Genomic DNA, 13,740 nt, shown 5'->3' with positions numbered 1-13,740 from the left:
GAGCGCAAGGTCCGGACCATGGTCCTGGCCGACCGGACGGTGGCCCTCGGGCTCAGAGCACCTGGTTGCCGTACATCTCCCCGAGCGGGTCCGCGATGAGCTCCAGCCGAGCGCCGTCGGGGTCCTGGAAGTACACCGAGACCTCGCTGTGGACGACGTGGTCGACGCCGGCGGCCTCCAGCTTCCCCACGAGCCGGTGCCAGGTGTCGGGCTCCACCGAGATCGCCATGTGGTGGTGCCCCCCGAGCACCTCGGCGTAGGGGCCGACGTCCAGACCGGGGAAGTCGAAGAACGCGAGCAGGTTGCCGTTGCCGATGTCGAAGAAGAAGTGCGTGGAGCCCGGGTGGTCGCGGTTCTCGATCACCTCGGTGAGCGGGAACTCGAGCAGCTCCTGGTAGAAGCGGACGGTCCGCTCGACGTCGCTGCTGATCAGCGCCTCGTGGTGCAGGCCGCGCGCCGAGGAGGGCGGCCGCTCCCCCGGCGGCCGCAGGTAGGTGTCCTTGATCCGTTGCCGCTCGGCCTCGAGCGCCTCCCGGGTGTGGTCGTGCGTGGCGTCCGCGGTCATGGCCACAGCATGACGCCGCGACCGCCCGTGCGTAAGGGACCACCTGCCCGCCGTGGCGGCTGGACCGCCTCCCGCCGACGTGGACGCGTGCCGCCGAGCCGACCTAGGATCAGGTTCGCCGCGCCCGAGTGGGCGTGGCCGACAACTCCATCACCGGCCGCGGTCCGCCGAGTCCTGCCCGCCGCGCGCCGGTCCCACCGGACGAACACCTGGGCAGGAGTGGGGGACCCACGTACCACGCGGCACGCTGCGCTGCAGCGCGTCGCTCGGGGCGAAGTCACCCAGGCCGGTCCGCCGGCGATGCGGTGGCGGAGCACCTTTCTGCTCCAGCCCGACAGCTCACCTCACAGGCGTGGAAAGGAACCTTCATGCCTGTGCGCCTCCGCACCACCGTGCTGCCGCTGCTCCTCGTCGTCGCTCTGCTGGCGACCCTCACCGTGGCGCTGCTGACCGTCACGGCCGACCGGGCCGACGCCGGTCACCGCCACAAGACCCGGTGGGACTGCCTGGCGCACTACGAGTCCACGCACCGGTGGAAGATCAACACCGGGAACGGCCACTTCGGCGGGCTGCAGTTCTCGCTCTCCACGTGGCGCTACTACGGCGGCCCGAACCTCACCAAGAACGCCCTGCCCCACAAGGCGACCCGCAAGGAGCAGATCGCGGTCGCGAAGCGCGTGGCATTCCGCGGCTGGAAGGGCCACCGGCCCCAGGGCGGCGGCAGCGCGTGGCCGAACACCTGGCACCGCTGCTTCTGAGCCGGCGGGTGACCCGACCGACCGTGGTCAGCGGCCGAGACCGCCGAGCTGCATCAGGTCGTCGAGGATCGCGCCGAGCTTGCCCATGAGGGACAGGTGCCCCTCGCCCTCGACGAGGTGGGCGCGGACCCCACGCACGTGCGCGGCGAGCCACTCGGCGTGGGCGAACGGCACCATGGCGTCCTCGCGCCCCTGCCACACCGAGACCGGGACCGTGATGTCGCGGACGGAGAAGCCCCACGGGCGCAGGTGCGTGAGGTCGTCGTCGCGCCACCCGACGACGCCCTGCTGACCGGCCGCCCGGGTCGACGCGGCGAGGTACTCCGCGAGCTCGCCGGTGAGGGCCGCCCGGTCGACCGGTGGTGCCAGGCCGCCGAGCGCCTCGGCGATGTCCTCGGCATTGGCGTGGAAGAGCGCGGACTGGGTCGCGAGGAACCGCTCCAGCTCGTCGGGGCCGGCGAACGCGGCGGTGTACTCCGCGACGTTCTCCTCGGCCATGCCGTCACGGATGTCCCCGTCGTACTCGTCCTTGGGGGCGATCCCCACGCAGCACGCCGCCGCCCGGCAGCGGCCGGGCAGCAGGGCGGCGCAGGCGAGCGCCCGCGGCCCGCCGCCGGACCAGCCGATGGTGAGGAACTCGCCCAGCCCGAGATGGTCGAGGATCGCGGCGGTGTCGGCCGCGTCGTCGGCCACCCGCGCCGCTGACGCGCCGTCGGGACGGGGCGTGGAGCCGCCGTACCCGGGGCGCGAGTAGGAGACCACCCGCAGCCCGCGCTCGGCCGCGGCCTCGTCGAGCTGCCGGAACGGTACGGCGCCCTGGGGCGTGCCGTGGTGGTAGACCAGCGGCGTCCCGTCCTCAGGGCCGGTCACCAGCACCTCGAGCTCGCGGCCGTCGGCGGTGGGGACGGTCGCGCGGACGGTCTCCAGCACGGGTCAGCGGCTCCGGACCGAGCCCGAGAACGCCGCGGCGCTGTGCGGTCGCGAGGTGCCGGACGGGGCGGCCGCGCGGCGCCCGCCCTGACGGGACCGGCCGGACGGCTGCCCGCCCTGGCCCCCGCCCTGGCTCGACCGGGACTGGCCCGACCGGGACTGACCGGAACGGCCCTGGCCGGAACGACCCTGGCCGGAGCCACCCTGGCCGTCACCCCGGCGGGAGCGTCCGCGGCCGCGGCCCTGACCGCCGGCCCCGCCACCGTTGGACGGCGTCGCAGCAGTGGTGACGAGCGGGGTCTGGAAGGTCCGCTCTCCCGGCGCGATGGTCGTGAGGAGCGGGTGGTCGTGGCCGACCCGGGTGACGACCGGCTTGATCCCGGCCTTGCGGGTCAGGTCGCGCACGTCGGCGCGCTGGTGGTCGAGCATCATCGTGACGACCGTGCCCGAGGCGCCGGCGCGGGCGGTGCGGCCGGAGCGGTGCAGGTACGCCTTGTGCTCGGTCGGCGGGTCGGCGTGGATCACGAGCGACACGTCGTCGACGTGGATGCCGCGGGCCGCGATGTCGGTCGCGACCAGCGTGGTGGCCGCGCCGGAGGAGAAGCTCGCGAGGTTGCGGGTGCGGGCGTTCTGCGACAGGTTGCCGTGCAGCTCGACCGCGGGAACCCCGTTGGCGTTGAGCTTGCGGGCCAGCTGCTTGGCCCCGTGCTTGGTGCGGGTGAAGACGACGGTCCGCCCGGGGGCGGCGGCCAGGTCGGTGATGACCCGCAGCCGGCCGTCGGCGTCCACGTGCAGCACGTGGTGCTCCATGCTCGTCACCGGCGACTGGGCCGAGTCGACGCTGTGGGTGACCGGCGCGTCGAGGAACCGCTTCACCAGCACGTCGACGCCGGCGTCGAGGGTGGCGGAGAACAGCAGCCGCTGCCCCTTCCGCGGGGTCGCGTCCAGGAGGCGCCGGACGTCGGGGAGGAAGCCGAGGTCGGCCATGTGGTCGGCCTCGTCCAGCACCGTGACCTCGACGCTGCCGAGGTCGGCCTGGCCCGAGCGCACCAGGTCGTTGAGCCGACCGGGGCAGGCGACGACGACGTCGACGCCCTGGCGCAGCGCGGTGACCTGACGCGAGGCGGGCACGCCGCCGAAGACGGTGGTGACCCGGAGCCCCATCGCCCCGGCGAGCGGGCGGAGGGCCGCCTCGACCTGGGTGGCGAGCTCACGGGTCGGGACGAGGACGAGGCCGCGCGGCCGGCTCGGACGGCGGGGGGTGCCCGAGGCGGCGAGCCGGGCCACCAGCGGCAGCAGGAACGCGTAGGTCTTGCCGGAACCGGTGCGGCCGCGGCCGAGGACGTCCTTGCCCGCCAGCGAGTGCGGGAGGGTCGCCGACTGGATCGGGAACGCGGTGGTGATCCCCTCGGCGCTCAGCGCGGCGACGAGCGGCGCGGGGAGGTCGAAGGTGGAGAAGGACACAGGGGCATGCGGGCGGGCTTCCGCCATGGTGGGTGCTCCGAAACGTTGAAAGGGGTCGTCCTGCCCGGCGCGGCACAGGCTGCCGCGGCGCTTGGTGGATGACTGCTGAGACCTGGTGCCCCTGGATGGGGCGTGGAATCGACGGCCCCAGGCAGAACAGACGGGGCCGGACTCGTCCTACCGTACCGGTCGGCGACCCCCTGCCCTAATCGAACGCGTCACTCCGCATGTCCCACCGAGGTCGGGACACCGCTCCCGAGCGCCCGGGACGGCGGCGCGCCGAGAGTGCTGCCACCGGCACGGAGGCACGGCGGAGCAGGTCCGCCGACCGGCCGGAGGCAGACGGAGGAACCCATGACCACCACCACGCTTCCCACGACGCCGGCACTCACGGCACCCACCGGAGCTCCCCGGACCACGATCGGCTGGCGGACCGGCGCGGTCGCGCTCGTCCTCGGCGCGGGGCTCAACACCGCCCAGGCCGCTCTCGGCCAGGTGCTCGGCGACCGCCCCGAAGACGTCGCCGACCAGATCGCACTGGCGAACGAGCGCACCGGCCTGGTGGCCTCGGTCGTCCTCGTCGGGCTCTTCGCCGTGCCGTTCATGGCCGTCGGCTTCCTCGCGGCGGCCCAGGAGCTGCGCCGCCGGGCACCGCGGACCGCCTACGTCGCCGCGACGTTCCTGCTCCTGGGAATGTGGGGCTTCCTCGCGATGCACGTGGCCGAGACGATCCAGCTCGTCGCGATGCTCGAGCCCGCCGGCCGCGACGCCGCGGTCTGGATGGACGGGCTGGACTCGGAGCCGCTGCTCGGCATCCTCTTCGGCTTCCCGTTCATGGTCGGGTGCGTCATCGGGATGCTGACCGTGAGCATCGGCATGCTGGTGACGAACGTGGTGCCGCGCTGGATCCCGGCGCTCTTCCTGGTCTTCATCCTGCTCGACTTCTCCGTCGGCGCCGTCGGCCCTGTCGACCCGCACTGGCTCTACCTGGCTGGTGCCGTGGGGCTGGCGATCCACCTGGTGCGCAACCGCCCCACGGCGCGAGCCGTTGCCTGAGGAGGCCGCGGTCCAGCCCTACGGTGTGTCCGTGACCGACGGCCGCGGCGGGGTCCGGGTCTCCCTCTGGGTGGCCCGGGCCCTCGCCGTCTGCGCCACCGCGGCGGCGGCCGTCGCGGTCGCCCTCCCGGTCCTGAGCGGTCTGGGCTACCTCGACGAGCTGCTCAGCACCCCCGAGGCCGTGGTCGCTGTCTCGTTCTCCTGGACGGGCGCCCTCCTCGTCGGCAGCCCCCTGGCGGTCCGCATCGGGTGGCTGCTGCTCGCGGTCGGGGTCGGCTCCGCGCTCTTCGCCGTCTCGATCTCCTACACCGCCTTCGTGCTCGGTGGCGACGACCACGCCCCGCTGCCGCCCGGAGCGGACCTCGCCCAGCTCACCGCGTGGATCGGGGGGTGGGCCTGGGTGCCGGGCTGGGCGGTCGTCTCCACGGTCCTCCCGCAGGTGGTGCCCTACGGCAGGCCGTTGTCGAAGCGGTGGGGTGCTCTGCTCTGGGTGTCGGGGGCGACGATCACCCTGGCCGTCGTCGCGTTCGCGGTCGCTCCCGGAGCCACGGGGTTCTTCACCGAGGTGGACAACCCCTTCGGGTCCGAGACGCTCGACGCGCTCCTGGACCCGGTCGTCGGGATCCTCGACGTGCTGCTCACCTTGCTCACGCTCGTCGCCCTGGGCTCGCTCGTCGTCCGGGTGCTCCGGGCGGACGGGGTCGAGCGCCGCCAGGTCGGGTGGTTCGGCTACGCGGTCGCCCTGACCGTCCTCGTCGCCTTCTTCGGCCCCGACTACTCGATCAACGTCGCGGTGCTCTCGGTGCCTGCGGCGATCGCCGTGGCGGCCCTGCGCTACCGCCTCTACGACCTCGACATCCTCGTCAACCGCACCTTGGTGGCCGGGCTGCTGCTGGGCTGCGCGGCCGTCGCCTACGTGGCGCTGGTGGCGTGGATCGGCGCGGTCGTGGGCGACGCCGGAGGCGCGACCCCCTTCCTCGCCGCCTTCGGCGTCGCGCTGCTGTTCCACCCGGCGCGGCTCTGGCTGCAGGCGCGCGTCGACCGGCTCTTCTTCGGCCGCCGTGGCGACCCGGCGTCCCTGGTGGCAGAGCTCGACCGCGCGTTGCGCGACGCCAAGGATCCGCGGGAGGCGCTGGCCGCCGCCGTCGAGGTCGTACGCCGGGGGCTGCGGCTCTCCGGCGTCGAGGTGACCGTTCCGGTCTCCCCCACGAGCACGGTGGTCGAGCGGGCGGGGACGGTCGACGCGGATGCCGAGCGGTTCCCCCTCGTCCTGCACGGGGAGCACGTCGGCACCCTGGTGGCCGGGGGTCGCCCGGGCGGCCCGCTCACCGGCACCGACCTGCGCGTGCTGCACACGCTGAGCGGCCCCGTCGCCTCGGCGGCATTCGCGCTGCGGCTCTCGGGCGACCTCGAGGAGTCGCGCCGCCGGCTGCTGGAGACGCGCGAGGACGAGCGCCGACGGCTCCGGCGCGACCTGCACGACGGGCTGGGCCCGCAGCTGGCCGGCGTCGTCATGGGGCTGGACGTCGCCCGTTCGTCGCTGGCCCGTGGGCGCACGGCACGCGCCGAGGAGCTCGTCGGGACGGTCGCCGAGCAGGCCCGGACCGCGGTCGAGGACGTGCGTCGGCTCGTCGCCGGTCTCCGGCCCCCCGTCCTCGACGACCTGGGGCTCCTCGAGGCGCTGCGGACCACCGGCCCTGCGGCGCAGGAGGGCCCGCCCGTCGTGCGGTTCCACGTGCACGGCGACCTCACGTCCCTGCCGGCCGCCGTCGAGGTGGCGGCGTACTTCATCGTCGGCGAGGCGCTGACCAACGTCGTCCGGCACGCCTCCGCCACCGCTGCCGACGTGCGGCTCGAGGCGACGCAGGACGTGCTGACGGTCCTGGTGGAGGACGACGGAGTGGGGTTCCCCGAGGGTGCCTCGAAAGGGGTGGGGCTGGTGTCGATGCGGGAGCGGGCCGTGGAGCTGGGCGGCGGCTGCGCCGTCACCGCCACCGGGAAGGGCACCAGGGTGCGAGCCGAGCTCCCGCTCCTGCCGGGGGTGACCTCGTGACCGTGGGGTCCACGACCGAGGGGCTGCGGGTCGTGGTCGTCGACGACCACCCGGTCTTCCGAGCCGGGCTCCGCTACCTGCTCGAGGAGCTCGACGTCACCGTCGTGGCGGAGGCCCAGGACGGGGCCGCCGGCGTCGAGGCCGTCCTGGAGCACCGTCCCGACGTCGTGCTGATGGACCTGCAGATGCCCGGGGTGGGCGGCATCGATGCCACCCGTCAGCTCCTGGCCCGGTGGCCGGAGGCCAAGGTCCTCGTGCTGACGATGGTCGACGACGACCAGGCGATCTTCGCGGCGATCCGGGCCGGGGCGCTGGGCTACCTGCTCAAGGGTGCCGGCCAGGAGGAGGTCGGTCGTGCGCTGGTCGCGGTGGCCGCCGGCGAGGGGGTCTACGGACCGACGGTCGCCCGCCGGCTCCGGTCGTTCTTCGGGGCCGGGCCGACCCCGTCACCAGCCCTGCCCTTCCCGTCCCTGTCCGAGCGGGAGCGCGAGGTGCTGGACCTGATCGCGTCAGGCGCGTCGAACGGCGCGATCTCGCAGCGCCTCTTCCTGTCGGAGAAGACCGTGCGGAACTACGTGTCCTCGATCTTCGCCAAGCTCGACGTGGAGAACAGGTCGGAGGCGATCGTGCGGGCGCGCGAAGCCGGGCTGGGTCAGCCCCAGGCCTGAGCCGCGTGCCGGCGCGAGCGCGGCGGCAGGTCGACCGGCCGGTGCTCGTCGATCCACCGGTCGATCTCCTCCCACCGGCTGAACAACCAGTCGATCCGCTCCTCCCGCCCGGCGGGGATCTCCTCGTGCGGAACCCGCCACCACCGCATCACCAGCTGCTTGTCCATCGGCAGCTCGCGCCAGACGTCGCCGATCGTCAGCAGGTGGTCGAGCCCGGTGTGCGCGACGAGCACGACGTCGGTGTCGGGTGCGGCGTCGAGCGCGGCGAGGAATCCGCCGGGGCGGGGCGCGAGCACGTTCTGCATCCGCTCCGCCCGGCGCGCCATGGCCTCCAGCCCGAGCGACCGGAGCTTGGCGATCGCCCGCTCCCGGCGCTGCGGCGTGAAGTTGCCGCCCTCCGGGAAGATGACGAAGGCGTCGTTGCTGTCCAGCCCGCGGGCGAGCTCGGCCACGCGCGCCTCGAGGTCCTCCCCCGGCTTCTCCCGCCCCGCGACGAACCGGCTCGGGATCCGGTTGAGCAGCACGTTGATCGCCGGGTCCCAGGCCAGGGTGTCCTTGAGGACCACGCGCGGCTCTCGGTGGTACCAGTGCATCAGCGCGTACATCAAGGTGAACGAGTCGCCCGGCCCCGCGTGCCGGCAGCAGACCAGCACCGGCTCGCCGGGGAAGGCGTCGGGCGCCGGACCCTGCGTGACGATCTTCAGCCGCAGCACCCGGCGCGCCTCACGGAAGAAGATCACCAGGTAGGCCTGGGCGATGTCGTAGTGGATCCGCTCGAAGAACGGCCGCCGGATGAAGAGCCCGAAACCCGACGCGATCCAGAGCCCGAAGAGCTCCAGCAGGATCAGGCTCTCGAGCACCATGTGCAGCAACGCGATCCACAGCAGCCTGAGCGGCCGCATGCGCCCCTTCACCAGTGGCGACAGGGCGGCGGCGACCAGCACCCAGAGAGGCAATGTTGTCAGCACGACAACAGTGAGCGCGATCATCGCCGGGGCGACGACGACGCGACGCAGGAGCCAGATCACGACGGCGTCCCGTCGAGACCGTGCTCGGCCAGGTAGCGGCCGGTCGCGTCGTACGCCGCGTCGATGCGGTCGCGGACCTTGGCGAAGCTGCGGTAGGCCAGCAGCGAGTCGTCCTTCGGCGAGCCGCCGCCCGTCGGAAGGACGTGGGCGGTCGTGCCTTCGGGGAGCCGCGCCATGTCGTGGTGGAACCGGTGGCGCCGGGCGATCTCGAACGACACCCGCGCCACGTCCCACGGCCGGCGCGGTGGCCGGAGCGGCCGCTCGACCCGTCCCACCTGGAGGACGAAGATCCGGTCCGCCCCGCACTCGACCGCGCGGCCGACCGGGATCGAGTTGACGATGCCGCCGTCGAGGAAGTGCTCGCCGTCGACCGCGGCCGGCTCGAGGAGCCCCGGCACCGCCGCCGACGCCATCACCGCGTCCACCACGCGGCCGGCGGTGAACCAGTGCTCGGCGGCACGCTCGATGCTCGCGGCGCAGCACTGGAACGGGACGACCAGGTCGTCGAACGTGCGGTCGCCGAGCTCCTCGTGGAGCCTGCGGCGCAGCCCGCTGCTGTCGTGCAGGTGCGTCCCTGTCCGTACGGCGCGTGAGACCTGGCGGACCGGCCCGTCGCCGTACACCTCCTTGCCGCCGGCGGCGCTCTCCCAGAGCTGCGCGAGCCGGTCGGTCACCTCGGGGCCCGGGCCGTGGGTCGCCACCAGCGCTCCGTTGAGCGCGCCGACCGACGTGCCGAGCAGCAGGTCCGGGCGGATCCCCGCCTGGAACAGCGCCCGGAGCATGCCGACCTCCGCCGCACCGAGCACTCCCCCGCCACCGAGGACGAACGCGGTGAGTCCGGGAGCAGCCACGCCCACAACCTAGCCGCGCACCGTTACGTTGGCAGGGTGATGCGCATCGGGCTGATCGGCGGGATGAGCTGGGAGAGCAGCGCGGAGTACTACCGCCTCCTCAACGAGCTGGTCCGGGAGCGGCTCGGCGGGCTGCACTCGGCCGAGTGCCTGCTGCTGTCGGTGGACTTCGCCGAGGTCGAGCGGCTGCAGGTGAGCGGCGAGTGGGAGCGAGCCGGCGAGCTGCTCGCCGCCGCGGCCCGCGACCTCGAGGCGGGCGGTGCGGAGCTGCTGCTGCTCTGCACCAACACGATGCACAAGGTGGCCGACGCGGTCGCGGGCGCCGCCTCGGTGCCGCTGCTCCACCTCGCGGACACCACCGCCCAGGCGGTGCTCGGGGCCGGTGTGCGGGAGGTCGGGCTGCTGGGAACGGCATTCACGATGGAGCAGTCGTTCTACCGCGACCGGCTCGCGGGCCACGGGCTGTCCGTGTGGGTGCCGCCGGCAGACGACCGGGCCCTGGTCCACCGGGTGATCTACGAGGAGCTCTGCCTCGGCATCGTGCGCGAGGAGTCCCGCGCGGCGTACCAGGAGGTCATCGGCCGGCTGGTCGACCGCGGCGCCCGAGGGGTCGTCCTGGGGTGCACCGAGATCGAGCTGCTGATCGGTCAGGAGCACAGCCCGGTCCCGGTCTTCCCCACCACCCGGCTGCACGCCGAGGCCGCGGTCGACCTCGCGCTCAGCCGGCGTGCACCGTGAACGGAGCGGTGACGACCGATCCGTCGTCGAGCCGGAACTGCGCCCAGAGCCGGTAGCCCCCGGGGTGCTCGACGTGCAGGTGCATCGAGAGCTCCGGCCCGAAGTCGGTGCCCGGCAGCGCCATCACCGGCCGGCCCTTGCCGTCGTAGGTCTCGGCGTGCTCGTGGCCGAACGACGAGCCGTCCTCACGAACGACGACCACGTGGCCGGCCGCCCCGAGGTACGGCTGCAGGTCCTCCACTGGTCGACCGGTGCTGGCGTCCTCGAAGGAGAACTCCAGGTCGCTGGTCTCTCCCACGTGGACGTCGCCGTCGAGCCGGATCCGGACGCCGTCGAGCACCTGCTCGCGGACGTCGCGGGCGGGGAACGTCACCGGGGTGGGCGCCGTGCCGGCCAGGACGACCTCGTGCTCGGCCAGCACGTCGGTCATCTCGCCCTGGCGGCGGAGCTCGGTGTGCACCGCGTAGCGACCGGCGGTCGGGAAGGTCGCCTCGACCTCGAGGACGCCGTCCTCCCCGGTGGGCTGCGGGTGCAGGTGCGCGAAGGTGCCGAGGTCCTCGCGGGTGATGATCATGTGCGCCCACACCTGGTGGGTGCGTACCAGGTCGTCGACCGGCTCACCGGTCTCCTCGTCGCGCACGGTCACGGTGAGGGTGGTGGGCTCGCCGGGCACGATCCCGTCGATCCCCTCGAGCTCGATCTCGACCCCGGCGTCGTGCGGGCTGACGGGCTCGACGTCGGTCTCCTCCATCACGCTCATCGCGGGGCGCATCGGCATGCCCATCCCCTCCGACCAGGCGAGGAGACCGTTCATGCCGCGCTCGGCCTGGTCGGTGCGGCTCAACCAGGTGAAGCCGGCGCCGAGGGCGAGCGCGACGACACCGATCGTCACGAGGTACGCCGACTGGCCGACCCGGTCCCGCCACGACCGGTGCAGCAGCTCGTCGGCGGTGGCCGGCGGGCGGAACCGGCGCAGCCGCAGGGCGTTGGTGACCACGCTCACCGAGCTCATCGCCATCGCCGCGCTGGCGAGCACGGGATCGAGGAGCAGCCCGTCCCACCAGTAGAGCGCCCCGGCGGCGACCGGCACCAGGAGGACGTTGTAGCCGAAGGCCCAGGCGAGCCCCTGCTTGATCGTGGTGACCGTTCGTCGGGAGAGCGCCACCGCGGACACGATGCTCCGCAGGTCGCCGCCGACCAGGGTGATGTCCGAGGCCGCCACGGCGACGTCGGTGCCGGTGCCGATCGCGATCCCGAGGTCCGCCTGGGCCAGGGCCGGGGCGTCGTTGATGCCGTCACCGACCATGGCGACGACGTGCCCGTCGGCCTGCAGCTCCTCCACACGACGTGCCTTGTCGGCTGGCAGCACCTCGGCGAGCACGTGGTCGATGCCGACGGTCCGCGCCACGGCGGCGGCGGTGGCGGCGTTGTCGCCGGTGACCATCCAGACGTCGAGACCGAGGGCCCTCAGCTGTGCCACCGCCTCGGCGGACTCCGGCCGCACCGTGTCCGCGACGGTGAGCAGGCCGGCGAGCCGGCCGTCGACCGCGACGTGGAGCGGAGTCGCGCCGGCCGAGGCGGCCACCGCGGCGTGATCGGCCAGCGGCGCGACGTCGGCGCCCGCTGCCGCGAGGTGCGCCGGGGTGCCGACCACGACCAGGCGGCCGTCGACCATGGCGCGCACACCGTGCCCGGCCACGGCCTCGAACTGCTCCGCGGGCCGCACGGCGAGCCCGGCCGCCTCGGCCGCGGTGACGACCGCCCGGCCGACGGGGTGCTCGCTGCCGACCTCGGCGGCGGCGACCACGGCCACCAGCTCGTCGCGGTCCCACCCCTCGGCGGGGACGACGTCGGCCAGGGTCGGGCGACCGTGGGTGATCGTGCCGGTCTTGTCGAGGACCACGGTCGTCAGCCGGCGCGCGGTCTCGAGGGCCTCGCCGTCGCCGACGAGGATGCCGAGCTCCGCGGCCTTGCCGGTGCCCACCATGACCGCGGTCGGGGTGGCCAGCCCGAGGGCGCAGGGGCAGGCGATGATCAGCACCGCGACCGTCGTGCCGATGGCGAGGACGAGCGCGTCGGCGTCGGGGCCGAAGAGCATCCAGCCGGCGAAGGTCAGCGCGGCGACCACGAGGATCGCCGGGACGAACCAGGCCGAGACCCGGTCCACCAGCCGTTGGACCGCCGGGCGGGAACCCTGGGCGTCCTCGACGAGCCGGATGATCTGCGACAGCGTGCTGTCGGCGCCTACGGCGGTGGTGCGCACCAGCAGGGTGCCGGTGGTGTTGAGCGTTGCCCCGATCACGACGTCGCCGACGCCCTTCCCCACGGGGGCGCTCTCGCCGGTCAGCATCGACTCGTCGACGCTGGAGCCACCCTCGACGACCTCGCCGTCGACCGGCAGCTTCTCGCCGGGACGGACCCGCACGAGGTCCCCCACGGCGACCGACGCGACAGGGACCTCGACCTCGCGACCGTCGCGGACCACGCGCGCCGTGGCCGGCACCAGCCCGACGAGCGCCCGGATCGACTCCGCCGTGCGCTTCTTCGCCTTGACCTCCAGCCACCGGCCCATGAGCACCAGGGCGATGACCACGAGCGCGGTCTCGAAGTACACGTGCAGCGGCAGCCCCCACCGCTCGGCCGGCCCGGGCCACAGCGTCACGAAGGCGCTGTAGCCGTAGGCGACCCCGGTGCCGAGCGCGACCAGGGTGTCCATGCTGGTCGCCCGGTGCTTCGCGGCGGTCCACGCGGAGCGGTAGATGTCCGCGCCCGCCCACAGCTGGACGACCGTGCCGACGACGAAGATCAGCGGCATCAGCCAGTCCATCGTGTCGAGGTGGATCGGCACGTACATGACCGCCATCAGCCCCAGCCCGGCGGTGAGCGCCACCTGCCAGCGACGGCGCAGCCGGCCCAGCTCCTCGTCGCGGCGGGCGTCGAGCTCGTCGACCGGGTCGACCGCCGGGACGGGCTCCTTCCCCGCGCCGCCGGTCTCGGTCCGGCGCGGCTCGGCGGTGTAGCCGCGCCGCTCGACGGCCTCGACGAGCGCCGTGACCGGCACGTCCGCCGCGACGGTCACCGTCGCGGTCTCGGTGGCCAGGTTCACCGAGCTGGCCACCACCCCGTCGACCCGGTCCAGGGCCTTCCCGACGCGGCCCACGCAGGACGCGCAGGTCATCCCGCCGATGTCGAGGACCAGCTCGGTCGTCGGCGGGGTCGTCGTGGGGGTCGTCGTCATCGTGGCTCCTCGGGGGTCGTCGGGGATCGTCGGGTCGGGGTCAGACGAGCCGGTAGCCGGCCTCGTCCACGGCGCTCGCGACCTCGTCGCGGTCGAGCGGCCGGGTGCTGTCCACGGAGATCCGGCCGGTGGGCAGCTCGACGCGGACGTCGGTGACGCCCGCGACGGCGAGCAGCTCCTCGCGGACGGCGCTCGCGCAGTGGCCGCAGGTCATCCCGTCGACCTGGTAGTCGGTGGTGGTGCTGGTCGTGCCGGTGGTCGTGCCGGTGGTCGTGCCGGTGGTCGTGCCGGTGGTCGTGCTGGTGTTCACGGGTTCCTCCTGAGTGGTTCGGTGGCTCGATCGTCGTACGCGGGGACACCGGGTCGCACCGGGGAAACCGCCGGGTTCCCG

The 13,740-nt window shown here is 73.8% G+C and carries 12 protein-coding genes; 5 read left to right on the top strand and 7 right to left on the bottom strand.

The window, feature by feature from the left end; genetic code table 11:
• Positions 1-52: 52 nt before the first annotated feature.
• Entirely contained in the window at positions 53-565 is a 513-nt protein-coding gene (locus FIP57_RS03475) for a VOC family protein (RefSeq protein WP_148572028.1), read from the bottom strand.
• Between the two features lie 368 nt (positions 566-933).
• Here FIP57_RS03475 and FIP57_RS03470 point away from each other — a divergent pair, with 368 nt between their 5' ends.
• Entirely contained in the window at positions 934-1,323 is a 390-nt protein-coding gene (locus FIP57_RS03470; protein ID WP_148572026.1) for a transglycosylase family protein, read from the top strand.
• A gap of 27 nt (positions 1,324-1,350) precedes the next feature.
• Here the strand turns inward: FIP57_RS03470 and FIP57_RS03465 are convergent, their stop codons facing one another.
• On the bottom strand, positions 1,351-2,253 hold the full coding sequence (locus tag FIP57_RS03465; RefSeq protein WP_238993257.1) for an alpha/beta fold hydrolase: 903 nt from the start codon (positions 2,251-2,253) through the stop codon (positions 1,351-1,353).
• A gap of 3 nt (positions 2,254-2,256) precedes the next feature.
• Positions 2,257-3,717 carry a DEAD/DEAH box helicase gene (locus tag FIP57_RS03460; protein ID WP_238993256.1) on the bottom strand — a complete coding sequence of 487 codons (1,461 nt, stop codon included), beginning with the start codon at positions 3,715-3,717 and terminating at the stop codon, positions 2,257-2,259.
• Between the two features lie 354 nt (positions 3,718-4,071).
• Between FIP57_RS03460 and FIP57_RS03455 the strand changes: the two genes are divergently transcribed.
• Genes FIP57_RS03455 through FIP57_RS03445 form a run of 3 tightly spaced genes read left to right on the top strand, consistent with a single transcriptional unit; the run spans position 4,072 to position 7,494 of the window.
• The gene (locus FIP57_RS03455; RefSeq protein WP_148572022.1) at positions 4,072-4,773 is read left to right on the top strand and encodes a hypothetical protein; all 702 of its coding nucleotides are present in this window, start codon (positions 4,072-4,074) and stop codon (positions 4,771-4,773) included.
• 31 nt (positions 4,774-4,804) lie between these two features.
• Positions 4,805-6,826 carry a sensor histidine kinase gene (locus FIP57_RS03450; RefSeq protein ID WP_148572021.1) on the top strand — a complete coding sequence of 674 codons (2,022 nt, stop codon included), beginning with the start codon at positions 4,805-4,807 and terminating at the stop codon, positions 6,824-6,826.
• Complete coding sequence (locus tag FIP57_RS03445) at positions 6,823-7,494, top strand: response regulator transcription factor (RefSeq protein WP_238993255.1); 672 nt, start codon at positions 6,823-6,825, stop codon at positions 7,492-7,494. Before FIP57_RS03450 ends, FIP57_RS03445 begins: the two co-directional genes overlap by 4 nt.
• Here the strand turns inward: FIP57_RS03445 and FIP57_RS03440 are convergent.
• Together FIP57_RS03440 and FIP57_RS03435 are read right to left on the bottom strand one after the other, a co-directional pair.
• A complete protein-coding gene (locus tag FIP57_RS03440) occupies positions 7,479-8,522 on the bottom strand; it encodes a lysophospholipid acyltransferase family protein (protein WP_203231037.1) in 1,044 nt (347 codons plus the stop codon). The genes FIP57_RS03445 and FIP57_RS03440 overlap by 16 nt on opposite strands.
• A complete protein-coding gene (locus FIP57_RS03435; protein WP_238993254.1) occupies positions 8,519-9,373 on the bottom strand; it encodes a patatin-like phospholipase family protein in 855 nt (284 codons plus the stop codon). Before FIP57_RS03435 ends, FIP57_RS03440 begins: the two co-directional genes overlap by 4 nt.
• Before the next feature lie 39 nt (positions 9,374-9,412).
• On the opposite strand from FIP57_RS03435, the gene FIP57_RS03430 reads away from it, so the two are divergent.
• The gene (locus FIP57_RS03430; protein WP_238993299.1) at positions 9,413-10,111 is read left to right on the top strand and encodes an aspartate/glutamate racemase family protein; all 699 of its coding nucleotides are present in this window, start codon (positions 9,413-9,415) and stop codon (positions 10,109-10,111) included.
• Here FIP57_RS03430 and FIP57_RS03425 read toward each other — a convergent pair.
• Together FIP57_RS03425 and FIP57_RS24265 are read right to left on the bottom strand one after the other, a co-directional pair.
• Complete coding sequence (locus FIP57_RS03425; RefSeq protein ID WP_148572016.1) at positions 10,092-13,349, bottom strand: heavy metal translocating P-type ATPase; 3,258 nt, start codon at positions 13,347-13,349, stop codon at positions 10,092-10,094. The two genes, FIP57_RS03430 and FIP57_RS03425, sit on opposite strands and share 20 nt — an antisense overlap.
• Before the next feature lie 40 nt (positions 13,350-13,389).
• Complete coding sequence (locus FIP57_RS24265; RefSeq protein WP_275266125.1) at positions 13,390-13,659, bottom strand: heavy-metal-associated domain-containing protein; 270 nt, start codon at positions 13,657-13,659, stop codon at positions 13,390-13,392.
• Positions 13,660-13,740: the final 81 nt, after the last annotated feature.

Source organism: Nocardioides caldifontis, assembly GCF_008087345.1.
Lineage (GTDB): Bacteria > Actinomycetota > Actinomycetes > Propionibacteriales > Nocardioidaceae > Marmoricola_A > Marmoricola_A caldifontis.
Note: the sequence above shows the minus strand (reverse complement) of the source record. Positions and strands in the feature narration are given on the sequence as shown.

Coding starts and splice junctions, on each gene's coding strand:
- FIP57_RS03475 (WP_148572028.1), bottom strand. CDS start 565: ATGACCGCGGACGCCACGCACGACCACACCCGGGAGGCGCTCGAGGCC.
- FIP57_RS03455 (WP_148572022.1), top strand. CDS start 4,072: ATGACCACCACCACGCTTCCCACGACGCCGGCACTCACGGCACCCACC.
- FIP57_RS03470 (WP_148572026.1), top strand. CDS start 934: ATGCCTGTGCGCCTCCGCACCACCGTGCTGCCGCTGCTCCTCGTCGTC.
- FIP57_RS03430 (WP_238993299.1), top strand. CDS start 9,413: ATGCGCATCGGGCTGATCGGCGGGATGAGCTGGGAGAGCAGCGCGGAG.
- FIP57_RS03425 (WP_148572016.1), bottom strand. CDS start 13,349: ATGACGACGACCCCCACGACGACCCCGCCGACGACCGAGCTGGTCCTC.